Here is a 25,721-nt window from a genome sequence, read left to right as displayed (position 1 = left end):
ACTTTATAATCCAGAGTCTCCCAAATCCGAATGGCGCCCGATCGAGTCAGCCATGGCTTGAAAATAGCGGTTGACCGTACGGTTGCGCAGCAATCGAAAATACAGCGGCGCATGCGTGCGCACATCGCGGCTCAGGTTCATCTCTTCTTCTATGGTGACAAAATCTAGACTGCCGCTCTGCGCATACACTGTTGTGAACAATGCAGAGAGCAGACAGAATAAAATAATGATACGGCGATAGTTTCTACCCATTCGATTCCAATCCGGCCATGTCGCGAAATTCCTGTTCACTGATAATTGTAACGCCCAATTCCTTTGCCTTGTCAGATTTAAATCCGGGATTCTCGCCGACCACCACATAATCGGTATTGCTGCTGACAGAGCCGGTGGCGCGTCCTCCGAGACGTTCCGTGGTTTCTTTGGCTTGTTTGCGGGACAGGGTCTCAAGTGATCCGGTGAACACAATAGTGCATCCTTTAAGACGGTTTTCCTGTGTTTCACTCTCTTTAATCTGCATCGGGATCCCGGCCGATTTCAACCGCTCAACGGTACGCAGGTTTTGATCTGCATTAAAGAAATCTACAACACTTTCTGCAACCTGCGGACCGATTTCATGTATATCCATCAGCTCATCTTTTGAAGCCTTTGACAGTTTGCGCATGGATTTGAATTCTTTAACCAGCCGCACGCGCCACATGTTCCCCGACAAAACGGATTCCCAGTGCATACAAAACCCGGTTCAGCGGACGGTTTTTACTGTCCTGAATGGCGTTGTAGAGGTTTTCAGCCGATTTTTCCGCCAGCCGATCCAGAGATTCCAGGTCTTTTCGGCTCAAATCATACAGGTCCGCTGCATCAGACACCAGATTTCGATCCACCAGTTGATCTACAATCTTGTCGCCGAGTCCGTCAATATCCATGGCAGCTTTGGACGCAAAGTGGTAGATGCGTTCCTTGACCTGGGCGGGACAGGAGAGGTTAATACAACGTTTGGCGGCTTCTCCCTCGATACGCACGGCTTTGCTGCCGCAGACCGGACATGTATCCGGCAATTTGAACGGCGTTTCATCACCGGTTCGCTTTGATTTGATGACCTTGACCACTTCGGGAATCACATCTCCGGCGCGCTGCACAATCACCCGGTCGCCGATTCGCACATCCTTGCGGTCGATTTCATCCTGGTTGTGCAGGCTGGCGCGTGAAACTTCAACCCCGCCGATATTTACAGGCTGCATCACGGCAACCGGTGTCAATGCGCCGGTGCGCCCCACTTGTACGATAATGTCTTTGATTTGAGTGGTTTCCTGGCGTGCCGGAAATTTATAAGCCATGGCCCAGCGTGGACTTTTTGTTTTTACGCCCAGTTGTTCCTGCAAAGCTGTGTCATTGACTTTGACCACGATGCCGTCAATTTCATAAGGCAGATCATCACGCTTTTTCATTATTTCCGCGTGATAATCCTTGATATCCTGAATACCGTTACACAGACGAATATAAGGATTAATTTTGAGTCCCATGGATTTGAGGGTCTGTAAAAAGTTCATCTGGGTGTCAAACTCTATGCCGTTCACCTGCCCGGCGCCGTAACAAAAAATATCCAGGGGACGCGAGGCGGTGACGGACGGGTCCAGCTGTCTCAGGGAACCGGCAGCCGCGTTGCGGGGATTGGCAAAAGCGGATTCTCCGTTTTTTTCGCGCTGTTTGTTCAGTTTTTCAAAATCCTCAAGGTATAGAATGACTTCGCCGCGCACTTCCAGTCGGGAGGGAACGGCATGTTCATTCTCCAGCAGACGCAGGGGCACGCTGTTGATTGTGCGCACATTTTGTGTGATATTTTCGCCGGTTGTGCCGTCCCCGCGCGTGGAAGCGGTGGTCAGACTGCCGTTCTCATACACCAGTTCTACGGCCAGACCGTCCAGTTTGGGTTCACACACATATTCGATATCCGACTTTGCCAGATTTCGCTGCACGCGCTCTGTGAATTCGCGGATTTCGTCTTCATTCATGGAATTGTCAAGACTCAGCATGGGAAGTGTGTGTTCCACCGGGTCAAAGGCTTTTAGAGGCTGTCCGCCAACGCGCTGGGTCGGAGAGTCCGGCGTGACCCAATCCGGATGTTTTTTTTCAAGCGTTTCGAGTTCGCGCATCAATCGGTCATATTCGGAATCGGAAATCTCGGGGTCATCCAGGACATAATATCGATAGTTGTGATAATAAAGTTGTTTCCGTAATTCTTGTATACGTTCTTTGTCACTTGACATAGTTGATCCTCTGATGTTGTTATCCCTCTAAAATAACGGTTTTTAGCTGTTTTTTCAACTAAATTTTGCAACACGGCGCCTGTTTTAAAGGCATGCTATTTTATTTTACATATAAAATTCGTATCTTGTCAAAAACAAAAATGGTAAAATATGTCACTATATGAAATTGTAGAAAAAACATGTCTGGCCCCCCGGGTCTATCAGTGGTTTGTTCAAGCGCCTGCCATAGCTGATAAACACCGGCCCGGACAATTTGTTATTATTCAAACAACAGAAAATTCCGAACGCATTCCATTAACGATTGTGGAAAGCCGCAAGGAACAAGGATTGATCCGGATTATTTTTCAAAAAGTGGGCAAGAGCACATCAGATATGGCTGCGTTGCAGCCCGGGGATTCGTTATTCGCGGTTGCCGGCCCCCTGGGAACGCCCACCCATCTCGATATGTTTGGCTCTGTTGTCTGTATTGGCGGAGGAATCGGCGCGGCTCCGTTGCTGCCGATTGCGCGCGGATTAAAGGAAAGAGGCAATCAAATTACCGGTATTTTGGGCGCGCGTTCCAAAGAGCTTTTGATTTTGGAACCGGAAATGCGGGAATTGAGTAAAAAGCTGTACATTACCACTGACGACGGCAGTGCGGGTGAGAAAGGTTTTGTGACCGATGTGCTCAAACAGATCATCGAGTCCGGTCAGCACATTGATCAGGTGGTGACAATTGGTCCACCCGTTATGATGAAAATGACAGCTGAAACCACCCGGGCGCATGCCATATCTACGGTTGCGAGCCTGAATACCATCATGGTGGACGGCACCGGGATGTGCGGCGGATGCCGGATACATGTGAATGATGAGACTAAATTTGTCTGTGTGGATGGGCCTGAATTTGATGCGCACCAGGTGGACTGGGATGAAATGCTCAAGCGTCAAAATATTTACCGGGATCATGAATGCAGACTGTTCAGAAATCAAACTGATGAAACACTATGAAGAATAAAGAACGACTTTTAATTGATCCGGTAAAAATGCCGGAACAGGAGCCGGAAACCCGAATTCATAATCAAAAAGAAGTGCCCCTCGGGTTCTCGCTGGACCAGGCGAAACGAGAAGCGCTGCGCTGCCTGCAGTGTAAAAATCCAAAATGCGTAGAAGACTGCCCGGTGAATATTGATATTCCCCGCTTTATCGGCCAGATTGCTGAAGGTGATATCACGGCCGCCGTCAGGACCGTTAAGGAGAAAAATGTGTTTCCCTCCATATGCGGACGCGTTTGTCCGCAGGAAGAACAATGTCAAAGCCGGTGTACGGTGGGAAAAATTCACAAAGATGTTGACAAATCCGTTGGTATTGGCCGCCTGGAACGCTTTGTCGCAGACTGGGACCGGGCGCATTATACAGAAAATACGGTGAGGGTTGAAACCAAAACCGGCAAAAAAGCCGCTGTTGTCGGCAGCGGGCCTGCCGGATTGACTGTGGCGGGAGACCTGGCAAAAAAAGGACATTCCGTGACCGTGTACGAGGCCCTGCACAAACCCGGAGGTGTATTGATTTACGGCATTCCGGAATTTCGTCTGCCCAAAGCGATTGTTCAGCAGGAAGTTGAAAATCTTGAAAAACTGGGCGTTCAATTCAGATATAATGCCATTATCGGCAACACCTTTACCCTGCAGGAACTCCGGGATGAATATGATACGGTGTTTATCGGTACCGGAGCGGGGTTGCCCCGGTTTCTGAATGTGCCCGGAGAAAACCTGCTCGGTGTTTATTCAGCCAACGAATATTTGACGCGCGCCAATCTGATGCGTGCTTATGATTTCCCGAACAGTGACACCCCGATTTTGCGCGATGAACGCGTCGTGATTGTCGGAGGCGGAAATGTGGCCATGGATGCTGCCCGTACCGCCCGGCGTCTGGGCGCAGAGCATTCCATGATCGTGTACAGACGCTCTCTGGATGAGCTGCCTGCACGAAAAGAGGAAGTGCATCATGCCAAAGAAGAAGGTATTGAATTTCATCTGCTTCGCAATCCGGTGGAAATTTTTGGCGATGAACAGGGCTGGGTGACCGGTATTCAGGTGATCAAAATGCAGTTGGGTGAACCTGATGAATCCGGCAGGCGACGACCGATTCCGATCCCGGATTCGGAGTACAAAATCGACTGCGGTATTGTGATTGTAGCCATCGGCAATCGCCCCAATCCTTTGCTGCTGAAGGAAACTCCCGAACTCCAGGTCCGGGATAAAGGAACGCTGCAAATCACTCCCGAAACCGGAGAAACGTCAATACCGGGTGTGTTTTCCGGCGGTGATATCGTGCAGGGCGCGGCGACGGTCATTCTGGCTATGGGAGACGGCCGCAAGGCTGCCGAGGCCATGCACCGTTATATGACCGGAGAACAGGAATAAAAGTCGAGTCTGCTTTTAAGGGGGAATTCCTAAGGCTTGACCCGGGCATCGAGTAACGTTTTCAACTCGGCGCTGTTCCGGGGCGACCAGCCGAATGCCCGCCGCCAGATTTCCTCCCGCTCCATGCATAAATAAACAAAGACATCCGGTGAACAAGATTTGATCCAGGAATACATGTGTTTGAACATGTCGATACGGATTTTTTTAAAGTACCGCAGTTTCTGATCAAGGCCGGGGACCAGTTCCCCCAGTACAATACGTGATTCCGGATGGTTTTTACGGATGACAGAATCAAATCCGGCCGGATAACGTAGCGCGCCCAGGCTGATCCAGGCAATGGTTTCGGGTTTTATGACTTTGAAGATTTTGTCCACGGTTTCCCGATAGCCGGTCTGCCAGTCGGAATGATGGATCATCGGATCGAAATGAAATCCGATACGATATCCGGCATCCTGCACCGCTTTTGCCGCTCGAAGGCGTTCATTTCGCGAGGTGGCTGAAGATTCTTCGCTGTTTGCCATGGCCTGAGAATTCATGGACCAGGAAATCACACTGCGGCCGTTATGTTTTAAATCCAGTACATTTTCGATATGGGTGTTTTTACTTTTCAGTTCGATGATGGCATTGGACTTTTCGGAAAACCACTCCACCAGCTCCCGGGACAGGCAGGTAAAATCGTCGAATGTTAAACTGTCGCTCAGTTCGCCGGTACCCACTCTGAAAAATCGTTTCGGATTTTTTGCGATTTTGTCTTCAAGCTCTGTATACATGTCATTTAGATTGGCGTACAGGGTGATGAGCGGTGTGTTCAGATATCCCTGCAGAAAACAATAGGTGCAGCCAAGATTGCAGCCTGCCGCAACATCCAGATTGTGATACAAACAGCAAATATGCTTTTGAGTGCCCGGGCAGAGGCGCATGAACGGTCCGCGCTGACGCGCCAAAAGCAAGCTTTTTTTCCAGAGATGCGGTCGACGCGAGATTGCACTGCGGGTCAACAGGGCATTGGCATCATTGATGTGTTTGTGAGCAACCTTGAACTGGTCTAAAATCCGCCGGGTGAATTCAGTCTCGGCAACGCTCTTTTCAATGAAAATGCGTTTAGGGGTGAATTTTTTTGCAGTTTGGGTCATGCCAGGTCTTTCAAATCACTGATTAATCCGTTGTCGAGAAAAGAATCGAGTTTTTGCAGTATTTGTTGATAGTCCTGCTCGGATTTGAACGTAAAAGACACGCTAAAGGTTTCTCCTTCGAAAAACGGCGGATGCTGAATGCGCAGATTGGGAGGGCATTTGGCCTTTTGTAACAGGCTGCGAAACTGTTGTTCTGTTTTGCTGTACTGCGGATAGCGTCTGCACATCAGATGTTCCTTGACGGCGGCGGCGAGTTGTGAGGGGTTGGACGGCTGCTGTTTAAACAGTGTTTCAAATTCCTGCGACTGTATCAACTCGTGCACGGAGCAATTTTCCAATCTTGAAACATCGGTCAATAGAGAGAGAAATTGCCGTTGTTTGTTTTTTCCGGGTTTGAGCCGGGTGAACAGTTCATGTACGCTATCCTGATCTCTTTTCTCCATTTCTGCAACCTGTGCGGCAGCATCCAGCGATACAAGACCCTCAGAAATATCAGACTGCCACGCGGGAGAGAGGCTGATCAGTGGATAATACAAATCATACAAACGTGGATTCGCCAGCTTCATGAGCGGGAAAAAAGAACGGATGATCTGCTCCTGATACAGTCCAAAGTGGCTTTCGAGCTTGCGGATGACAGCGCTACTTTCAACCGGATTGAGACCGGTAAAGCCTTTTTCCTTCAGGAGAATCTTGAATACATCAAGATCTGTGAGTGTGTCGGGAAAAATATAGCTGTCGATTTGCTGCCAGCCCAGTTTCAAAGCTGAACGAATGCGCTGAAATCCATTGATAATACGATAGCTGTTCGTAAGCTGCTGCAGCCAGACCGGTGTTGTAAGGCCTGTTGATGCCATCGAGTCAGTTAGATGCGCATTGGTTTTATCATCAACAAGCTGAAATATTGTATCCTGGATATTGATGTGCTCCAGTTCGATCGTTTTGAATTCAAATTGCATAGATTTCCTGTAATTTCATTAAAAAAGTCCATCAATAATTTGATGGACTTGTCCTTTCCCCTCCTGTCGCCAAAGATCTTTTTATTCTAAAATCTCGAGTGTGGCGTGTTTACCGGCTTTTCGAGCTACAGCGCTTAACAAGACCCGCATCGCGTGAGCTGTTCTGCCGTTTTTGCCGATGACTTTACCCATATCAGGACGATTTACACGTAACTCATAAACAACAGTTGTTTCGCCAACGACTTCTGTCACTTTGACTTCTTCCGGACTGTCTACCAGATGTTTTACTACGTATTCAACAAATTCTTTCATCCCGTACCCCTTTAGCTAAGATTCAATTACCAGCCGAATTAGTTTTCGAAGATTCTGTGGGCTTTTCTCTCTCAAATTCTCGCTCGTTTTCACCTCCCTTGTCAGTATGGTTGTGATTTTAGCGTTAAGTTTAATATATACTGGAAAATATATAATGTCAAGTAAAAAAATAAATTCTTGACAAAAACATTTTAATGTTATATATTAGTAGCATTACTACAATGTAGTATAAAGGAGAAATTTTATGAAAAGTTTACCGGAATTAACAAAAGCCGAATATGATATTCTGAGTGTGTTGTGGAAGAAAAGACGTGCCAGTGTTCGGGAAGTACATGATCAATTACAGTCTATGCACGCCTGGGCGTATACCACAACCAAAACAGTAATGGATCGAATGACAAAGAAAGAATTGCTGTGTCGAGAGGCATTTCATGGAGTCTATGTGTACAAGCCGATGATCAGCCGTCCGGCCGGACTTGCGCGATTTGTGCAGTTTTTTGCCCAAAATCTCCTGGAAATTGATGCGTCCCAAGTGGTTTCCATGTTCGCTGAGCATCAGACTTTGTCAGAACAAGAAATTAAAGAACTCGAACAACTCTTGCAGGAGGACGAACACCATGATTGACCTGCATGTGATTTATGATATATTATTCTCCCGTTCTTTGAACGGCTTGATTTTATTTCTGATTATATTTGCAGCTACATATGGTTTAAAACGGCGTTCCGTCTTTTGGAATTACAGTTTGTGGTCTCTGTTTTTCATAAGGCTGGTTTTTCCGCCTGTTATCATTCACTTATTGTCCATACAACGGCTATTTGAAGACCTGCTTCGGATGGTCTTACCTGGCAATCAATCCGTTTATGTTCAGGCGCCTGTCTCTTTTTCATCATCTGGTATTGGATTGAATCATTCTGCCTCGCTGTTTAGCTTTACCGGTGCGATAACGGCGCTTTGGCTTGCAGGAGTCATTATTCTTTTGGCACATTATTTTTATCAGCGACGTGTATGGCGTTTGCATGCTGCATCTGCACCGTCTGTTCGTCAAACAGCCGTTTTATCTCTGGTCGAATACTGGAGGACAGAGTTTAAAGTCCGCAGACGAATTCGTGTCAGAGTGTCGGAGCAGGTGCATTCACCTTTTACCATGGGAGTCTTTCGTCCGGTTATTGTGCTGCCTCGAAGCGGACTGTCAGCTAAAAACTCCCTAAAATCGATTGTGGCGCATGAATGTGCGCACATAAAACGGCTGGATGATTTGCAGATCACAGGACAAACACTCATTCAGATCCTGTTTTTCTTTCATCCGGCCGTATGGGTAGCCGCACATAAACTGAATAACGCGCGCGAGTGTATGTGCGACTCGAGGGTTCTGGCTCAAAACGTCATCAGCCGGCAGACGTACGGGCAGGGACTGATTACCTGGTTAAAAACAGCCGATTCTATTCAGCCGAAAGCTGTTTTATTGTTCGGCGGCCAAAAATCGGCGCTTTTAAAACGAATTCAAAACATAAAGGAAAAGCAAATGACATTTACCTGGAAACAGTTACTCATGCTGGCGCTCATCGCAATCGTCGTTCTTCCGGCGGCTGCACGCAATCATCAAGACACAGGCAAATTCGTGACGCCATTGCCGTCCGGCAGCTACCGCATCAGTGCCGGATTCGGACCTATGACTGATCCGTTTACCGGGCAAGAACGCATGCACAAAGGCATCGATCTGGCAGCGCCCAAAGGCACACCGGTTTTGGCGGTTCATGCGGGTGTGGTCACTAAGGCTGTATCAAAAGTTGAGGTCGGAAAGGGGAACGGTCGCTTTATTGTAATCAAGCACAGTGACGGTTTGACCTCCCGTTATACCCAGTTAAGTAAAGTTTTGGTGCAGGTCGGTGAGCAAGTTGATCCCGGAGACCGTATCGGTCTTGTGGGCAGCAGCGGCCGGTCAACGGGTCCGCATCTGCACTTTGAAATCCGGGACGGGGATGAGCGGGTTAATCCGGAAAAATACATCACGTTTTAAAAACAGTTTTTTGATACGAGTCCACTCCGCCCGTCCTGGGCGGAGTGATCTGACGGGGAAACCTCTATATAAACGTTTCTAAACTGATTGCAAAAAAGATCGGAACCCTTAAAATTGCCCAGTGTTCAAGTATTCTTGTGTCCGAAATGTTGCCCTGTATACACCCCGTTTGAATAAAGTGTTTTGATTTATATAAAGATTTTTATAAGTTTAATAATATGCCGAAAATTGATAGTTTATTGAAGGAACCAGCATGGCTTTGACAAAAATTAAAAAGGGTTTAAATCTGCCTATAGCGGGCGTCCCGGACGAATCGGTCCTTGACGAAAAATCCACGGATTTTGTGGCTCTTTTGGGTGATGATTATACGGGCATGAAGCCCACAATGGAGGTTTCAGAAGGAGACAAGGTCAAGCTCGGCCAGGTTGTATTTACAGATAAAAAAACACCGGGCATCAAGTACACCGCACCGGGAACCGGCACGGTCGTGCAGATCAATCGCGGGGAAAAGCGGAAATTCTTGTCCCTGGTGATCAAGCTCGAGGGCGATGAACAGGTTACATTTGAATCCTATTCTCCGGACAAGCTTGATGCACTGGAGGAAGAGACCGTTAAAAGTCAGTTGATTGATTCCGGTTTGTGGACAGCCCTGAAAGCACGGCCGTTCGGCAAGGTAGCGGACCCTGAAACACGTCCGCAAAGTATTTTTGTCACAGCCATGGATACCCGGCCGTTGGCGCCTGCAACCGAAACGCTGCTGCGCGGTCGTGACAAAGAATTTGAGTCCGGATTGCGGGTGCTCAGCCGCCTGACTGACACAGTATACGTCTGCAGGGCGCAGGGCTCGGCTTTAAACATACCCGAGTTGGATCAGGTCTCTGCAGAAGAATTTTCCGGACCGCATCCAGCCGGACTCCCCGGAACTCATATCCATTTCATTTCACCAGTGCGTCAGCGAAAAAGTCGTTTGGCACCTGGATGCCACGGATGTCGCGGATATCGGGGAATCGTTTACCACCGGACATATTAACACAGCCTGTACCGTGGCCTTGGCGGGTCCTGCTGTCAAAATGCCCCGGTTGATTCAGAACCCGAAAAGGTGCGTTTTTACAGGATATCCTCGAAAACGAGCTGAAGGAGGGTGAGAATCGGGTGATCAGTGGTTCTGTGCTTGATGGAAATCAGGCGGTTGATACCGTCAATTATCTCGGCCGGTATCATCATCAGGTCTCTGTTCTTCCGGAAAGCAAAAAACGCGTTTTCCTGGGATGGACCAGCTTTAGTCCTGATCTTTTTTCAGTTAAAAATCTTACACTTGCCTCTCTTTTGCCTAAAAAACGTTTTCCTTTTACCACCAATCAGCACGGCAGTGAACGTGCGAATTGTTCCGTTGGGAACCTATGAAAAAGTGATGCCCCTTGATATATTGCCGACTCCTTTGTTCCGGGCTTTGGCAGTGGATGACCTTGATGAGGCTGAAAAGCTCGGTGTTCTGGAACTGATAGAAGAAGACTTGTCACTTTGTTCGTTTGTGTGTCCGGCCAAGCTGGACCATGGCGCCGCATTAAGAAGGAATCTGACAATTATTGAAAAGGAAGGATAGTGAAATTACCAAGATCGTTTCTGGATAAACAGGCCAGGCATTTTCAAAAGGGTGGCAAATTGGAACGTCTGCATCCGCTCTATGAGGCTGTAGATACAATACTCTTTACCACCGCAAAGCCGACTCCGGCAGCGCCGCATGTGAGGGATGCACTGGATATGAAACGTGCCATGATCACTGTGGTTTACGCCCTTGTTCCCTGTACGTTGATGGCTCTGTACAATACGGGATACCAGGCCAATCTGGCATTGTCCCAGATTGCTGATGTTCAAACCTCATTCTGGCAGACACAGCTTATGATGCAGCTCGGTGTGGCGTTTGATCCGGCAAATTTTTGGGCCAATGTTCTGCACGGGGCGTTGTTTTTTCTGCCGGTCTATATCGTGACCATTGCGGTTGGCGGATTCTGGGAAGTGCTTTTTGCAGTCATCCGCAAGCATGAAATCAATGAAGGCTTTCTCGTAACCAGTCTGCTTTTTCCGTTGATATCACCACCGACACTGCCTTATTGGCAGATTGCTCTCGGCGTGTCATTCGGCGTCGTCATCGGAAAGGAAGTGTTCGGCGGCGTGGGGATGAATATTTTCAATCCGGCTTTGACGGCCCGGGCTTTTTTGTTTTTTGCCTATCCGGCCCAGATATCCGGAGACAAGGTCTGGGTGGCTGTTGACGGATTGAGTCAGGCTACCGCCTTGGCGCAGCTCGCAGATCCGTTAATTGAGTTTACATACACCTGGAAAGATGCCTTTATCGGATTGATACCCGGTTCTATGGGAGAGACATCCGTAATCGCGGCGTTGATCGGCGCGTTTATTCTCATTGTGACCCGAATTGGATCGTGGCGGATTATGCTTGCTACCTTAATCGGACTTTTAGCCACTGCTCTTTTTTTCAACTGGGTGAGCAGTGACACCAATCCCATGTTTAATGTATCACCCTGGATGCATTTGGTATTCGGCGGCTATGCGTTTGGGGCGGTGTTCATGGCAACCGATCCGGTCAGCGCAACCATGACAACCCAGGGCAAATGGATATACGGTTTGCTCATTGGTGTTCTGGTGATCATGGTGCGGGTGATTAATCCGGCCTTCCCGGAGGGGATGATGCTTGCTATTTTGTTCATGAACGTGTTTTCCCCCATCATTGACCGCATTTTTATTAACCGCAACATCAAAAGGAGACAATTGCGCCATGCAGAATGACAGCACAAAGAAAATGATTATCGTCACCCTGGGTGTCTGTCTGGTTTGCGCCGTGATTGTGTCCGCTTTGGCCGTCGGCTTAAAACCCAGACAGGTGCGCAATCAAGAGTTGGATAAACTTTCAAATATTTTGCAAGCTGGACAGTTGTACGAGCCGGGCATTGATTTGCAAAACGTGTTCAATGAACGAATTGAAACCCTTGTTATTAATTTGGATACCGGAGAACCTGTTCCTGAAGAGACATACCGTCAGGTTATTGAAAGTAAAACCCTGGACGTGAAGACCATGGCAAGTAATCCCCAGCTTACTCAGGCGATCCCGGATTCTGAGGATATTGCTGATCTCAAAAAACAGCCTAAATACATGCCGGTCTATGCGGTACAGTCCGGAGACAGCATTGAACGCTATATTTTCCCGATTTATGGAAAGGGATTGTGGTCGACCATGTATGGCTTTCTGGCATTGGACGGAGATTTGGAAACGATCCGCGGCATTACCTATTATGATCACGGTGAAACCCCCGGACTGGGTGGTGAAGTGGACAATCCCAGCTGGAAAGAACAATGGGAAGGCAAAATGGCCTATGGGCCGGACGGAAATGTGCGTATTCAGGTGATAAAAGGAACGGTCGATCCTTCTGATACGAATTCGAAATATAAAATTGACGGTTTGTCCGGCGCCACCATTACCACGCGCGGTGTCAACAACACGGTGCGGTTTTGGCTGGGCGAGCAAGGTTATTTACCGTTTATCAAACATCAAAGGAAGGATGGGACCCATGAAACGAGCTAAACAGCTTCTTCTTGATCCCATATTTAATAATAATCCGATTGCCTACCAGATATTGGGCATTTGTTCCGCTCTGGCCGTGACTTCAAAACTGGAGACGTCGCTTGTCATGTCTCTGGCCGTTATATTTGTGGTTTCTTTTTCAAATCTAACTGTGAGCGCGATTCGCAACCATTTGTCCAGCAGCATTCGAATTCTGGTAGAGATGACGATTATAGCGTCATTGGTAATCGTAGCTGATCAGGTGATCAAAGCATTTGCCTATGATATCAGTAAGCAGCTTTCGGTTTACGTGGGATTGATTATTACAAACTGTATTATTCTGGGACGTGCTGAGGCGTTCGCACTGCAGAACAAGCCCTTGTTTAGTTTTTTGGATGGAATCGGAAACGGTATCGGATACAGTTTTGTGCTGGTTTATGTCGGATTTTTCCGGGAACTGTTGGGATCCGGTCAGTTATTGGGTTTCCAGATTCTTCCGGTTGCGACTGAAGGCGGCTGGTATGTGCCGAATGGATTGTTTTTACTGTCTCCGAGCGCTTTTATCCTGATCGGTTTGCTGATCTGGATCATTCGCACATGGAAACCGGAACAAATAGAAGAGGAATGAGGATCTGCTTATGTTTGAATATTATCTCGGATTATTTGTAAAGTCCGTTTTTATTGAAAATATGGCGCTTGCTTTTTTTCTGGGCATGTGTACCTTTCTGGCGATCTCCAAACGGGTAGAAACCGCCACAGGTCTGGGGATTGCTGTGATCGTCGTGCAGTCCATCACGGTTCCGGTGAACAATTTGATCTATGCCAATGTGCTCAAGCAGGGCGCTCTGGCCTGGGCTGGCCTTCCCAATGTTGATTTGACATTTTTAGGATTGATTACTTATATCGGCGTTATCGCAGCGCTGGTCCAAATTCTGGAAATGTTTCTGGATAAATTTGTGCCTTCACTTTACAACTCGCTCGGAATTTTTCTTCCGCTGATTACAGTAAACTGCGCCATTCTCGGCGGTTCGTTATTTATGGTAGAGCGGGATTATAATTTTGGTGAAAGTGTGGTGTTTGGATTCGGTTCCGGTGTGGGCTTTGCTCTGGCTGTGATCGCACTGGCCGGAATTCGTGAAAAATTAAAATACAGCAATGTGCCGCCCGGACTGCGGGGTCTTGGAATTACCTTTATTACAGTCGGTTTGATGGCTATTGCGTTTATGATATTTTCTGGAATACAGTTATAGAGGAATGGCATGCAAGGAATCGGACTGGTTTTACTGGGTGTGGTCATGTTCATACTCATTGTTATTGGCTTGGTTGTTATTATTTTAATAGCCCGCTCCAAGCTTGTTCCGCAGGGAACGGCGGAACTGGTGATCAATGATGATCCGGAGCATACTTATAAAGTCGCGTTGGGCGGAAAGCTATTGTCCACGTTGGGCGATCAGGGTATTTACCTGCCTTCTGCCTGTGGTGGAGGCGGAACATGCGGAGAGTGCAAGTGCGTTGTAGAGTCGGGCGGCGGCGATATTCTGGCTACGGAAAAGGGCAAGCTGACGCGCAAACAGGTGCGTGAAAACTATCGTCTGTCCTGCCAGGTGCCGGTCAAGGGGGATATGGAGATACAGGTTCCCCCGGAAGTATTTGAAATTAAAAAGTGGGAATGCACCGTTAAAAGCAATGATAATGTGGCCACCTTTATCAAGGAGCTGGTTCTCGAACTGCCCCCGGATGAAGATGTGAATTTCCGCGCCGGCGGGTATATGCAGCTGGAAGTACCGCCGCATACGGTACATTATAAAGATTTTGATATTGACAAAGAATTTCAAGAGGACTGGGACAAGTTTGATATGTGGCAGTATACCTCTAAAGTGAATGAATCGGTGTACCGCGCCTATTCCATGGCCAATTACCCGGAAGAAAAAGGTCTTATTATGCTGAATGTGAGAATTGCCTCACCGCCCCCGAATAAACCGGATATTCCGCCGGGCGAAGTGTCTTCTTATATTTTCAGTTTGAAACCGGGAGATAAAGTGACTATATCCGGACCTTATGGCGAATTTTACGCCAAAGATACAGATCATGAAATGGTATTTGTCGGCGGCGGTGCGGGAATGGCGCCGATGCGTTCACATATTTTTGATCAATTAAAACGCATCAACACCGATCGAAAAATTACATTCTGGTATGGCGCCCGCAGTTTCCGGGAAAGTTTTTATAATAAAGACTTTGATAGGCTTGAAGAGAAATTTGATAATTTTGACTGGACACTGGCCCTGTCCGAGCCGCTGCCAGAAGATAACTGGGATGGTCCGACCGGGTTTATTCATCAAGTGGTTTATGAGAATTACTTAAAAGATCACCCGGCACCTGAGGATGCCGAGTATTATATCTGCGGTCCACCGCCCATGTTAAATGCCTGTCTGGATATGCTGGACAATTTGGGCGTGGAACCTGAAAATATCATGTTTGACGATTTTGGAGTTTAAAATATCAGAGGATGATAATGGATTCAGAAAACAGAGCCCGTTTCCTGAGCGTGCAGCTTAAACGCATCAAGGTTGACAAGTGGTGTGAAGGATGCGGGATTCAACGCGATCCGGGGCGCGGATATGTGATGCACTGGATCGAAAATTATGCAGGTTTGTTCCGGCATGCCTGGGATCAGTCTCTTTGCAAGCTGTGTCAGCATGCCCGAAAATGCGGGTATCATGTGGTCAAGGAATGTTCACAATTTGAACACCGCTGCCTGTCCGAGGGTGCCAACTGCCGCTATGAACATATTCATCAATAAACATCATGTGCTGGTTCTCAGCCTGTTGTTAATTGGCGCGGTTGTGAGCTGTAATTCAGTTTCAAGACAACGGCGGGAAAAAAGCTACGCCGGTCATACCATGGGTACAACGTTTTCGATCAAACTGGTCGAAACCGGTTCGTACTATGAGTCTCACCCGGCGCTTTTGGATAGCATTCACGCGATTCTTGAGCGTGTGAATCAGCAAATGTCGACCTATATTGATTCTTCCGAGATTTCGAGGTTCAATGATTTTAAAGCAGACCAATGGATGTCTGTTTCTGAGGATTTTGCATCCGTGGTTCATACTGCTTTGCGCATCAGCCGACAATCAGAGGGAGCGTTTGATGTCACTGTCAATCCCCTGGTGAATCTCTGGGGATTTGGTTCGGGAAATTCGATACGCACTGTGCCTTTGCAACAGGCCATTGATTCTGCTCTGACTTTTGTTGGATACGAGAACTGCCGGGTGCGGTTCAACCCGCCTGCATTGAAAAAAACTGTAGCAGGATTGCAGTGTGATCTGGGCGCGATTGCCAAGGGATATGCTGTTGATAAAGTATCTGAATTTCTTGAACGAACCGGCACAGAAAATCATCTCGTTGAGATAGGCGGAGAAATTCGGGCGCGCGGGAAAAATGAAAATCATGTCAACTGGCGAATCGGAATTCAGTCTCCGGATGGCGGCAATCGGGTTCAAAAAATCATTTCTCTCGAAAATATTGCAATAGCCACTTCCGGCGACTATCGGAACTATTTTGAAGAAAACGGCGTTCGATATTCCCACACGATCGATCCGAGAACAGGACGGCCAATACAGCACAAACTGGCAGCCGTGACCGTGCTTCATGATTCTTGTACAGTTGCAGATGCCTATGCAACTGCCCTTGATGTCATGGGACCGGAAGATGGATATGATCTGGCTGTCAAAGAAAACCTGCCGGTTCTGTTGTTGATCAAATCGAAGGATGGGTTTGTGGAAAAAATGACCCCTGAATTCGAAATGTATATGAAAAAGTGAAAGGACTATACATGCTTCAATATATTGTCATAATTGGATTTTTTCTCCTGGCCCTGGGCATTATGTTTATTTCTCTCTATGCGTCCGGATACAAGCGGGGTGAAAACAGCGGCTGCTGCGGTGGCGGTCATTGTGCAAATCACGCTGAAAAGTCCGGACACGGAACAACCTGTACGTCGCGGAAATTGCATTATTAAGAATGCCGCGCTTTTAATTGGGTACTCCATTGCTGAAAGACTGTGTCAAAAAAGAATTGATCCTGGCTTCAAAATCACCAAGACGTTCGGATTTACTCAAACTGCTCGGATTATCTTTTAAAGTAGCTCCCAGTAATATTGATGAGCGGAATATTTATATTCCGATTCCGGACCAGCATGTCCAGACGTTGGCTGTGAAAAAGGCCAGAAAAGTGGGTGAATCGGTTGATGATGCTATCATCATTGGCGCGGATACTATTGTTGTGATCAACGGGGATATTTTGGGCAAACCGGAGAATGAAACTGCCGCCTGTAAAATGTTGAAAAAATTAAGTGGACAGAGTCATGAAGTCTTTACCGGATTTGCCTTGCTGGATCGTCCCGGTAACCATATCATGACCAGTTACGATCGAACTCTGGTTACGTTCCGCGATTTGACTGATGATGAAATTGATGCCTATATAAAAACAGGAAATGCCATGGACAAAGCTGGCGCCTATGGCATACAGGATGAAAGCGCGGTCTTTGTAAAACGTATCGAAGGCTGTTTTTATAATGTGGTGGGACTGCCTCTAAGCCGGTTTTATTCATCCATGCTGGAATTTTGCAGCTGATTTTTTAAACTGTTTTATTCTAAAGCGTAACGGCTGTGCACTTTTGTTTTGCTCCCTCTGATAAAAAAGATGCTTTTAATTTTTAATGTGAATGGTTATATTTATTGATTCATATTCATACTGAAAGATTATGTTGAACAATAAAGATATACATAAAATCTATTTTTTAGCGGTATGTGGGACCGGAATGGCCTCTTTGGCTGCTATGCTGAAAGGTAAAGGCTATAACGTGTACGGCGTTGATCAGGATGTTTATCCCCCCATGAGTACGTTCCTGAAAGAACAGGGAATCCCTGTTTACAGCGGCTGGGACCCCGAACATCTGAAAACAGATCCGGATCTGGTGATCGTTGGAAATGCAGTATCCCGTGGCAACCCTGAATTGGAAGCCCTGTTGAATGAGCACATCCCCTACATGTCTTTGCCCGATGCGCTGCGGGAATTTTGTATTCGCGGTCATCGTTCCATTGTCGTGACGGGTACTCATGGAAAAACCACCACCAGTTCATTGGTCGCCTGGATTCTCGAATACGCTGAACGCTCACCGAATTTTATGATCGGCGGCATTCCCAATCATTTTGGCCGGGGATTTCAAATAGGAACCGGAAACGAATTCGTTGTGGAAGGCGATGAATACGATTCCGCTTATTTTGACAAAACCGCCAAATTTTTACATTATTTGCCGGATATTGGCATCATCACTTCAATTGAATTTGATCACGCTGATATTTACGATTCACTGGATGATATTAAATTGGCATTCAGGCGTTTTGTCAATATTATTCCTTCAACGGGTTTGCTGGTGGTTTCGCATGAAGACAGCCATGCCATGCAAATCTCAGAATTTGGATTTTGCCCCGTCGTTTCATTCGGGCTGTCGTCAGCAGCGGATTGGCATGCTGCCGATGTCAGTACAAATCATGAGGGTACAGCGTTTACGGTTATAAAAAATAACGAGTTGTGGAAACGTATCACGATTCCGATGTACGGAAATCATAATGTGAAAAATACACTCGCGGCAATCATCACGGCGGATCATGCTGGGAGTTGCTAAAGATACAATCTGCACGGCGCTGAGTCAATTTGCGGGAATTCAGCAGCGCCTTGAACGTGTCGGAACGGTGGCCGGGGTCAAAATTTACAATGATTTTGGTCATCATCCCACGGCCGTGCGTGAAACTCTGATTGCCTTGAGATCAAAATATCCAAAACAGCGTATCTGGGCCTTGTATGAACCGCGTTCGGCAACCAGCCGCCGCAATATATTTCAGAAAGAATGGCCTAAAGCTTTTGAATCTGCAGATGCGGTGCTTGTGGCGCCTGTTCACCGCCCGGAAAAAGCCCCGGCAGATCAATTGTTCTCCAGCCAAACACTGGCTCGCGATATTCAAGCGGCCGGAAAGGTGGGGGAGCATCTGGATATTGAGACAATGGTCGTTTTTCTCAAAAAGCATATCCATAAAGGTGATATCATTGTGACCTTTAGTAATGGACCTTTTGGTAACATTCATAAAAAACTATTAACCCACCTCAAATGAGGTCAGGAATATGGAAAAGGACGGAGACCTATGATAGACAAACGCAGAAACCCGCGTGAACGCAACAGAAGACATCAACCCGGCAAAGGAAGAGAAAGGAATGATCAGGAAAAGCCCGAAAAGATTGTCAAGTTGATCGATCGAATAAAGTCAGAACTCTCTGATACCATCGAACCGATTGTCATTCCAAATTTAAATGCCTTTGAGCGCAAATGTATTCATCGCGAATTTGACCGAAATCCGGAAATTGTCACCAAAACCTATCGATATGGTGAGGATTATGAATTGCGCGTGGTACCCGTGGGGAATTTAAAGCGGTTTGCAAAAAAGAAAGCGGATGAAGCGATTGAAAACAGGGATAAAGTTGTGTTGCCTCCCATGACAAATTATGAACGATTTGTGGTTCACAGCACTCTCAAGGATCTGGATACAATCAAAACCAGCAGTCACGGCGAAGGCGAATTCCGCCATATAGAAATCGAGCCTGAAATGTTTGGACGCGGATTAAAACGCATCATTAAAAAGATAAAACTTATGTAAGATAGATCGGATTGGTATAGGCAACGCAATTTTTATCGGTTACGACCTTGAGCCTGAGATATCCTTTCTCCGGTAAATTTGCTATATCCAGGCTCACTCGTTTTCTATAACAGGCTTGCGTGACTTTTAGGGGACGATTGACTTCTTGTTGCAGAGCACAGTCCCCGATAATCAATACAGCTGCTTTCAGAACCCCAAACGATTTTGTTGTTTTACAGTTGATTTGAATTTCACCCGATCTTTTAGTGCATCTATCTCCTACCATGAATCGTTTTCCGTTTGCTCTAAAATCGAGCCATGCAAAGGGTCCGTTGCTGACAAAAGCGTGCTGCCTCTGAATCGCTTTGATGATACGGCCAACCGACAATTCTTGATCGATATAAAGTCCGGTATGCGCGCGGCCGAATACTTCTTTTTCACTCTCTTTCATACTAAAGTGCGGAAGTCCGATTTGACGGAAGCGGTTGAAATTTCCATGGGCGTCTGTACCGGCAAACAAACCGATTTGACGACCCTGGAGGAGCAGTTGAATCCATTCCTGAATTCCCGTTGCCATAAAATATTCATCATCGCCGTTCCAGAGCTGTAATCCGTCCAGGTGTTCATGCATTACATCCTGTTTGCGCCATTTATCGCGGCGAACCAGCATTTTTTGTAAAAAAGGTATGGGAACAAAGGGATGCGCGGCAATCACGGCGGCGGAGGACTGCTTTCGGCTGAGGCAATATGTGATGGAATGTTCCGGCCGGGTGTGCAGCCATTTCTCTGCGCTGTCTCCACTGCCTGGAATAAAATCAGGATTGTTTAAAATCAGGCAATGGACATTGCGTGATTTGCAATTGCCTGCAGATACCTCTTCGCCCGGAATAATGACAAAATGTTCATCCTGGCTGTTCAATTCAGAAACGGTGTTCCATAATTCATTCCACTTGGGCAAAGACGGATCGTTGACCAGGTAATTGTGCGGGCTGTCGTCCAGATCATATGAATGATCGGTTACCGCGAAATAGGACAAACCCATTGCTTTTGCCATTTTGCGGCTGATGTGCGGCGGCGCACCAAATTCAACCTGATCGCGGCTCAAATGACTGTGAGTATGCAGATCTCCCAGAGCCCAGCCTTTTTCACAGGGGAGTGGCTCGGGATCAACAAAAACACTGAACGGGCGATGGGATAATAATTTATAATTGTCATTGATGCAGCGCTTTTGTTTCCCACGGTATTCATAGTCAATGATTATGTCTACTGACAGGCAGCCTGTCATTTCATCCGGCAGTTGTACGTCAGGACAAATTGCCCAAAAATGTCGTTCCAGAACTTGATCGATCGGTAATATACAAGAGAACGGGTATGGCTGAGTGATTCGGCAGGTTATTTGTTGAATTTTGACAGGATACTTGTCTGAATCTTTGACAACGACGGCGACGGGCAGTAGAGGTCCCTTTTGCAGCCGATTGGGTACATCTGCAATAATCTCCGGCTCTTTGATGAAATATCTGCTTGGCAATATGCCTATGCGGTAGTGGATTTCCGCATAGGCAATAGCAATAACAAAAAGAAAAAAATCCGGAATATGCTCCAAAAGGATCAAAACAAGCCGCCTGTCTTAATGCCGGGTATCCGGAGCAATGATATCCATTTCTTTGATCAGGTGATCGGCATGATCTACGTAATCCATATACCAGAGTGCAAAACGTATATCCATGCAGATCGACCGGGTGAGCGCGGGATCAAAGATATAATCGGCTACTATACTTTCATAATTGCCGTCGAATAACAAACCAGTCAATTCACCGCGGCTGTTCAGTGAAGGACTGCCGCTGTTGCCGCCGGTTGTATCCAGGGTGCTGAGAAAATCGACATGCAGTTTTTTCGTCACGGGATCAATATACGCTCCGAACCGGCCGCGTTTTATTAATGCCAGTGCATTCCCGGGGATATCAAACGGATAGGAGCCCGTGTATTTTTCGAGCAGACCGTCTGTTGTGGTGAACGGCAGATATTTGACGCCGTCTGCCGGTGAATAACCTTTAATTTTTCCAAACGAGAGCCGTTTTGTACTGTTGGCATCCGGATACAGCAACGAGTCAATGGCCAGGGCCTCGATATACCGGGGACGCCATTGAGACATTGCGCTCTGGAAAGCTTTGTACTGATCATCAGCGCTTTGCATTTCCTCGTGCAGGTCGGCGGCAAACTGGATCAGCGGATCATCAAGGTTTAAAACCTCCTCACGGGAGAGGTTTAAATAATTTAACCGGCTGGCCAGGTTATCCAGCTCGGAACGGGCAAAAAGGCTGTCCACAACGTCGGACGGGAGCTGTTCAACCGTTTTTATCACGGCATTCCATGGCAGTTCATCTGCGATTTGAACAAAATGTCTGAAAACCGCTTTCTCAAATTCCGGATCGAAATTTCGGTGCCGGTATTTCCAGCGTTCTTTTCGGCGCTCCATTTCATGATCCATATATCCGGGCTCCCGCTCTTGCTCCGGTTTTTCTTTTTCTTTGCTCCACACATAAATGGTTTTGGCGGCTCCCATCATTTGACTGAGATAGCTATAATATCGATACCAGAGCAGTTTGGGACCAATGCTTTTATAGTCTTCATATTCTGTCTTGATAGCAGGCAGGACATGAACGACATCACGCAGTTCCGGATCGTTTGATAAGCGCTTGATAAATTCGGCCTCCTGGTCGAGCTTTTTGCGCAAAAGACCCGTCCGTTCAAACCCGTCCACCTGTCCCCGGCTGTTCTTGAGTGAATTGTTCAGGGAGGATTCGATACTTGCGAGTTTGACGGCAGCGGTATCGTTTTCCTGACTGCGTTGTTCGATCAGATCCAGAATACTTTCAAACAATTCAATCCGCCAGGGATAATAAAAGGATTGCAGATAATCTATACTAAAAGACGTCCTGTACCGATATGTTCTCCCGGGATATCCGAGCACCATCGTGAAATCGCCGGGTTTGTAACCGGCGGTTGATACCTTGAGCCATTTTCCCGGGTGAAAAGGAACATTGTCATCCGAGGGTTGAGCAGGTTTACCATCGGGCCCGATATAGGCGCGCAGCAGGCTAAAGTCACCGGTCTGTCTGGGCCATTCAAAATTGTCAATATCTCCGCCGAATTTTCCGATATCTTTGGGCGGAGCATAGACGATACGCACATCTTTGATTTCAAAACTGATAAACAGCATGTAGGAAGCTCCCGAGTACATTGCTGCGATATACGCATCATACTCTGGATTTTCTTCTGTAACCTGTTTTACGAGTTTGTTTTTGTTTTCATTGATGCGTCGTTGGCGTTTCTCGCCGTCCATACCCTCACTGATGCCGTTTAAAACCTCATTTGTCACATCCCGAAAGGATTCGAGGACATAAACATGGGTGCCGCGGGTTGGCAGCTCGTCGTCATAGGTATCAGCAATAAATCCGTTTTCAAGCACATTATTCTCAGGTGTGCTGTTGCGCTGCAGAGCTCCGTAGGCGCAATGGTGGTTGGTCATGATCAGTCCGTTTTCTGAAACAAACGATGCTGTGCAGCCGCCCAGACTGATCACGGCTTTGGAGAGTCCGCCGTCATCCGGATTCCAAATATCCTGAACGGGAATATCCAGTCCGGCTTGCTTTAGGCTTAAAAGCTCCAGCTGATCCAGTCGCCACATTCCTTCCTTTGCAAACGTTACAATACTCGCCAGCAGTAGTAGAATTGTCAATCGCATCATAGAATCATCCTATTCTTCAGGTTCTGTTTGGGTTTCAGCAGCGGCTTTTTCCAGTTTATTGCGGCGCTGGTTGTTTAGAGACAGCAATATCAAAACGAGTCCGCCAGCCAGAAACAGGATCGGGAACAGGAAATTGATATAGTTAAAAATCAGGAATGCCAGTATTCCCACGCCGACAATGATAAACCCCGGAATTAAAAGCGCTTTGTTTTTGGGGCCTACAAGATACATCAGGAAAAAACCCACTGCAACGGAGATCAGAAAGACGGGCCAGAGTGTCGCCATTTGCACCCAGTCACCTGTCCATGAGCAACGTAACAGGACCAGACTGGACAGGGTGAGAATCGCACCCGGCATCAACAAGCCGTAAACCTTGGGAGTTCCCGCTACGGAAAAGAAAAAGCCGATACCTAACAACAGCAAGATAACAGGCCATGTTCGGGTAATTGAGAACAGGCCGAGGGTGGGGCCGACAAACAGCAGCCCGATCAACACCAGGATAATTCCTATGATAAACATGACTTTTTGAGGCATAATTATCTCCTTTGTATTTTTATTTCAAAAGTTTACTAAACAAGTGGGTGAAAGGCAAGCAAAAAAAGACCTGATTGTTAAAAAAATCAAATACATGAATACGATGTGAATAAATACGGATACTTTTTCATGAAAAACATAAAAAACAAGCGGTTCATTCCATTTTCAATTCTATTAAAGTGTATCTTTTTGTGAAAAAATTTGCTTTTTTCAGGATAACTCTCTATTATACACTGCCAATTAAAATAATTTAAAGACGGAGCCGAGTATTATTTTATGGTTTGATCCAAACGTAAATTTAGTTTATTCCTGTTTATTAACTTGAGGGTAAAGGTATGCAACGCAGACATTTTTTAAAACTCGGGGCAGCGGCGTCAATGTTTTCCTTGAGCGGTTTGTCGTTTTTTGGTAAAGCCCGGGCGGCTGCAGAGAAAAAGTGGAATATACTCTGGATTTCCTGTGAAGATATCGGCCCCCGGATCGGATCCTATGGCGATAACGTCGCGGATACTCCGAATCTGGATGCTTTAGCTGCCGAGGGAATGCGTTTTGATCACGTGTTTACCACGTCACCGGTATGTGCCCCGGTTCGCTCCGGTATTATTACAGGTATGTATCCGACCACAATCGGGACCCATAATATGCGCACCAGTCATAAAGGACGTACAGGTGAATTGCCGACACCCTACCAGACAGTCCCGCCGGCGCATGTGAAAGCCTTTCCTGAATATCTGCGCGCTGCCGGATATTACTGTACCAACAATAAAAAAACTGATTATCAATTTGCAGATTTTAGTTATACCCCCGTTTCAATCTGGGATGATTGCAGCGACCAGGCGCACTGGAAGAACCGTCCGGACAAGAATCAGCCGTTTTTTGCCGTATTTAACAGCACCCTGACGCATGAAAGCAAAACATGGCAGGAGCCGTCCATGACCGATCCGGATTTAGTAAGCGTGCCGCCTTATTATCCGGATACCCGACCTGTACGCAAAGCCATTGCGCGTTTGTACGACCAGATTCATAAAATGGACCAGTGGGCGGGAAACCTGTTAAAAGAACTCGAGCAGGAAGGAGAGGCAGAGAACACGATTGTTTTTTTCTGGGGCGATCATGGTGACGGTTTGCTGCGGGGCAAACGTTGGCTCTATGATTCCGGCACCCGAATCCCGCTGATCATCAAATGGCCCGGTCAACTCAAATCCGGCAGTACAAATGATGATTTGATCAGTTCCATCGATTTCGGAGCAACCGTGTTGTCGATGGCTGATGTAGAAATCCCGGCGTATATGCAGGGACGCGCATTCCTCGGAGATCAGAAAGGTCAAAAACGGCAATGGGTCTTTTCGCACCGGGATCGGTTCGACGAGTCCTATGATATGATGCGCTCGGTACGTGACAAACGCTATTTGTACGTCAGAAATTATTACACGAACAAACCCTATGTCTTGTGGGTTCCTTACCGCAACAACAGTCCTATCATGACGGAGATGCTGCGGCTGCAGGCGGAAAATGCTCTGAAAGGACCGCAGAAATTATGGTTCAGCGATAAAAGACCTCCGGAAGAACTTTACGACTGCCAAGCTGATCCGCATCAGATTAACAATCTGGCCCGGGACGCCGAGTATTCTGAAATCATGGAAAAACTGTCGGCGACACTGGAAACATGGCGCCGTCGTACCGGAGATTTGGGTGATATTCCCGAATCAGAACTCAAACATCGCTGGTGGCCCGGAGGCGTGCAGCCTCACACTCAGCGGGTCTGGCTGATCCCCAATGCTCCTTCAAACCGCGGCCGGGAACGTATACAAGGGGATAGCGCAGAATTTCAATATCCCGCCATGATCGGATTTTATTGTGCAACCGAGGGTGCATCTATCGTTTATACCACTGAAACCGGTGAGGCGCCGCACTGGAAACTGGTGACCGGACCGCTGCGTCTGCCCCGCGGTAAAACCCTGCTGCGCAGCAAAGCTATTCGCTATGGTTATAAGGAAAGTCCGGAGACCGCTTGCATGATTCACGTGAAATAAAAAAACCCGGGCGAGGAATATGAATCGAAAATTTGCATTTCGAACGGCTTTACAGGAG

At 47.1% G+C, this 25,721-nt stretch carries 26 protein-coding genes and 1 pseudogene; 18 read left to right on the top strand and 9 right to left on the bottom strand.

Annotated features, from left to right (window positions below; translation table 11 throughout):
* Positions 1 to 3 precede the first annotated feature (3 nt).
* Genes U5R06_21000 through ligA form a run of 3 tightly spaced genes read right to left on the bottom strand, consistent with a single transcriptional unit; the run spans position 4 to position 2,261 of the window.
* The gene (locus U5R06_21000; protein ID MDZ7725224.1) at positions 4 to 252 is read right to left on the bottom strand and encodes a hypothetical protein; all 249 of its coding nucleotides are present in this window, start codon (positions 250 to 252) and stop codon (positions 4 to 6) included.
* Complete coding sequence (locus U5R06_20995) at positions 245 to 709, bottom strand: BRCT domain-containing protein (protein ID MDZ7725223.1); 465 nt, start codon at positions 707 to 709, stop codon at positions 245 to 247. Before U5R06_20995 ends, U5R06_21000 begins: the two co-directional genes overlap by 8 nt.
* Positions 675 to 2,261, bottom strand: a complete 1,587-nt coding sequence (ligA, locus tag U5R06_20990) for an NAD-dependent DNA ligase LigA (GenBank protein MDZ7725222.1) — start codon at positions 2,259 to 2,261, stop codon at positions 675 to 677. Before ligA ends, U5R06_20995 begins: the two co-directional genes overlap by 35 nt.
* Positions 2,262 to 2,411: 150 nt before the next feature.
* Here ligA and U5R06_20985 point away from each other — a divergent pair, with 150 nt between their 5' ends.
* Complete coding sequence (locus U5R06_20985; protein ID MDZ7725221.1) at positions 2,412 to 3,248, top strand: sulfide/dihydroorotate dehydrogenase-like FAD/NAD-binding protein; 837 nt, start codon at positions 2,412 to 2,414, stop codon at positions 3,246 to 3,248.
* Positions 3,245 to 4,663, top strand: a complete 1,419-nt coding sequence (gene gltA / locus U5R06_20980) for an NADPH-dependent glutamate synthase (protein MDZ7725220.1) — start codon at positions 3,245 to 3,247, stop codon at positions 4,661 to 4,663. The genes U5R06_20985 and gltA overlap by 4 nt, the downstream gene beginning before the upstream one ends.
* A gap of 29 nt (positions 4,664 to 4,692) precedes the next feature.
* Here the strand turns inward: gltA and U5R06_20975 are convergent, their stop codons facing one another.
* The 3 genes from U5R06_20975 to U5R06_20965 form a co-directional block, all read right to left on the bottom strand.
* Complete coding sequence (locus tag U5R06_20975; protein MDZ7725219.1) at positions 4,693 to 5,796, bottom strand: DNA photolyase; 1,104 nt, start codon at positions 5,794 to 5,796, stop codon at positions 4,693 to 4,695.
* Positions 5,793 to 6,752, bottom strand: a complete 960-nt coding sequence (locus U5R06_20970; protein MDZ7725218.1) for a ParB N-terminal domain-containing protein — start codon at positions 6,750 to 6,752, stop codon at positions 5,793 to 5,795. Before U5R06_20970 ends, U5R06_20975 begins: the two co-directional genes overlap by 4 nt.
* A gap of 81 nt (positions 6,753 to 6,833) precedes the next feature.
* Positions 6,834 to 7,064 (bottom strand): KH domain-containing protein, encoded by a 231-nt coding sequence (locus tag U5R06_20965; protein MDZ7725217.1) that lies wholly within the window; start codon positions 7,062 to 7,064, stop codon positions 6,834 to 6,836.
* Positions 7,065 to 7,308: 244 nt separating this feature from the next.
* Here U5R06_20965 and U5R06_20960 point away from each other — a divergent pair, with 244 nt between their 5' ends.
* The 15 genes and pseudogenes from U5R06_20960 to U5R06_20890 all read left to right on the top strand — a co-directional run bounded on the left by U5R06_20960 (position 7,309) and on the right by U5R06_20890 (position 19,369).
* Positions 7,309 to 7,689, top strand: coding sequence for a BlaI/MecI/CopY family transcriptional regulator (locus U5R06_20960; protein ID MDZ7725216.1), 381 nt, complete (start codon positions 7,309 to 7,311; stop codon positions 7,687 to 7,689).
* Complete coding sequence (locus U5R06_20955) at positions 7,586 to 9,082, top strand: M23/M56 family metallopeptidase (protein MDZ7725215.1); 1,497 nt, start codon at positions 7,586 to 7,588, stop codon at positions 9,080 to 9,082. The genes U5R06_20960 and U5R06_20955 overlap by 104 nt, the downstream gene beginning before the upstream one ends.
* 259 nt (positions 9,083 to 9,341) lie before the next feature.
* Positions 9,342 to 10,685 (top strand): annotated as a pseudogene (locus tag U5R06_20950) (Na(+)-translocating NADH-quinone reductase subunit A).
* Positions 10,685 to 11,887: an NADH:ubiquinone reductase (Na(+)-transporting) subunit B gene (locus U5R06_20945; protein ID MDZ7725214.1), complete on the top strand. Its 1,203-nt coding sequence runs from the start codon at positions 10,685 to 10,687 to the stop codon at positions 11,885 to 11,887. Before U5R06_20950 ends, U5R06_20945 begins: the two are co-directional and overlap by 1 nt.
* A complete protein-coding gene (locus tag U5R06_20940; protein MDZ7725213.1) occupies positions 11,877 to 12,680 on the top strand; it encodes a Na(+)-translocating NADH-quinone reductase subunit C in 804 nt (267 codons plus the stop codon). Before U5R06_20945 ends, U5R06_20940 begins: the two co-directional genes overlap by 11 nt.
* Positions 12,658 to 13,287, top strand: coding sequence for an NADH:ubiquinone reductase (Na(+)-transporting) subunit D (locus U5R06_20935; protein ID MDZ7725212.1), 630 nt, complete (start codon positions 12,658 to 12,660; stop codon positions 13,285 to 13,287). The genes U5R06_20940 and U5R06_20935 overlap by 23 nt, the downstream gene beginning before the upstream one ends.
* A 10-nt stretch (positions 13,288 to 13,297) precedes the next feature.
* Positions 13,298 to 13,909, top strand: a complete 612-nt coding sequence (gene nqrE / locus U5R06_20930; protein ID MDZ7725211.1) for an NADH:ubiquinone reductase (Na(+)-transporting) subunit E — start codon at positions 13,298 to 13,300, stop codon at positions 13,907 to 13,909.
* Between the two features lie 9 nt (positions 13,910 to 13,918).
* Complete coding sequence (gene nqrF / locus U5R06_20925) at positions 13,919 to 15,154, top strand: NADH:ubiquinone reductase (Na(+)-transporting) subunit F (protein MDZ7725210.1); 1,236 nt, start codon at positions 13,919 to 13,921, stop codon at positions 15,152 to 15,154.
* Positions 15,155 to 15,171: 17 nt separating this feature from the next.
* The gene (locus tag U5R06_20920) at positions 15,172 to 15,459 is read left to right on the top strand and encodes a hypothetical protein (GenBank protein ID MDZ7725209.1); all 288 of its coding nucleotides are present in this window, start codon (positions 15,172 to 15,174) and stop codon (positions 15,457 to 15,459) included.
* On the top strand, positions 15,440 to 16,480 hold the full coding sequence (locus tag U5R06_20915; protein MDZ7725208.1) for an FAD:protein FMN transferase: 1,041 nt from the start codon (positions 15,440 to 15,442) through the stop codon (positions 16,478 to 16,480). Before U5R06_20920 ends, U5R06_20915 begins: the two co-directional genes overlap by 20 nt.
* An 11-nt stretch (positions 16,481 to 16,491) precedes the next feature.
* Positions 16,492 to 16,677: a hypothetical protein gene (locus U5R06_20910; GenBank protein ID MDZ7725207.1), complete on the top strand. Its 186-nt coding sequence runs from the start codon at positions 16,492 to 16,494 to the stop codon at positions 16,675 to 16,677.
* Between the two features lie 29 nt (positions 16,678 to 16,706).
* Positions 16,707 to 17,291, top strand: coding sequence for a Maf family protein (locus U5R06_20905; GenBank protein ID MDZ7725206.1), 585 nt, complete (start codon positions 16,707 to 16,709; stop codon positions 17,289 to 17,291).
* Between the two features lie 130 nt (positions 17,292 to 17,421).
* On the top strand, positions 17,422 to 18,345 hold the full coding sequence (locus tag U5R06_20900) for a Mur ligase family protein (GenBank protein ID MDZ7725205.1): 924 nt from the start codon (positions 17,422 to 17,424) through the stop codon (positions 18,343 to 18,345).
* Positions 18,329 to 18,829 (top strand): cyanophycin synthetase, encoded by a 501-nt coding sequence (locus tag U5R06_20895; protein MDZ7725204.1) that lies wholly within the window; start codon positions 18,329 to 18,331, stop codon positions 18,827 to 18,829. The genes U5R06_20900 and U5R06_20895 overlap by 17 nt, the downstream gene beginning before the upstream one ends.
* A 30-nt stretch (positions 18,830 to 18,859) precedes the next feature.
* Complete coding sequence (locus tag U5R06_20890; protein MDZ7725203.1) at positions 18,860 to 19,369, top strand: R3H domain-containing nucleic acid-binding protein; 510 nt, start codon at positions 18,860 to 18,862, stop codon at positions 19,367 to 19,369.
* Here U5R06_20890 and U5R06_20885 read toward each other — a convergent pair.
* The 3 genes from U5R06_20885 to U5R06_20875 are packed head-to-tail and all read right to left on the bottom strand — an operon-like array spanning position 19,362 to position 23,630.
* Positions 19,362 to 20,960: a CehA/McbA family metallohydrolase gene (locus U5R06_20885; protein ID MDZ7725202.1), complete on the bottom strand. Its 1,599-nt coding sequence runs from the start codon at positions 20,958 to 20,960 to the stop codon at positions 19,362 to 19,364. The two genes, U5R06_20890 and U5R06_20885, sit on opposite strands and share 8 nt — an antisense overlap.
* Positions 20,961 to 20,975: 15 nt before the next feature.
* Positions 20,976 to 23,096 carry a S46 family peptidase gene (locus tag U5R06_20880; protein ID MDZ7725201.1) on the bottom strand — a complete coding sequence of 707 codons (2,121 nt, stop codon included), beginning with the start codon at positions 23,094 to 23,096 and terminating at the stop codon, positions 20,976 to 20,978.
* A gap of 9 nt (positions 23,097 to 23,105) precedes the next feature.
* A complete protein-coding gene (locus U5R06_20875; protein MDZ7725200.1) occupies positions 23,106 to 23,630 on the bottom strand; it encodes a hypothetical protein in 525 nt (174 codons plus the stop codon).
* A 335-nt stretch (positions 23,631 to 23,965) separates the two neighbouring features.
* Between U5R06_20875 and U5R06_20870 the strand changes: the two genes are divergently transcribed.
* Complete coding sequence (locus tag U5R06_20870; protein MDZ7725199.1) at positions 23,966 to 25,663, top strand: sulfatase; 1,698 nt, start codon at positions 23,966 to 23,968, stop codon at positions 25,661 to 25,663.
* The last annotated feature ends 58 nt before the right edge of the window (positions 25,664 to 25,721 follow it).

The sequence above is a fragment of the candidate division KSB1 bacterium genome (assembly GCA_034521575.1).
Taxonomy (GTDB): domain Bacteria; phylum Zhuqueibacterota; class Zhuqueibacteria; order Residuimicrobiales; family Krinioviventaceae; genus JAXHMJ01.
This window is presented reverse-complemented; position numbering and strand designations above follow the sequence as displayed.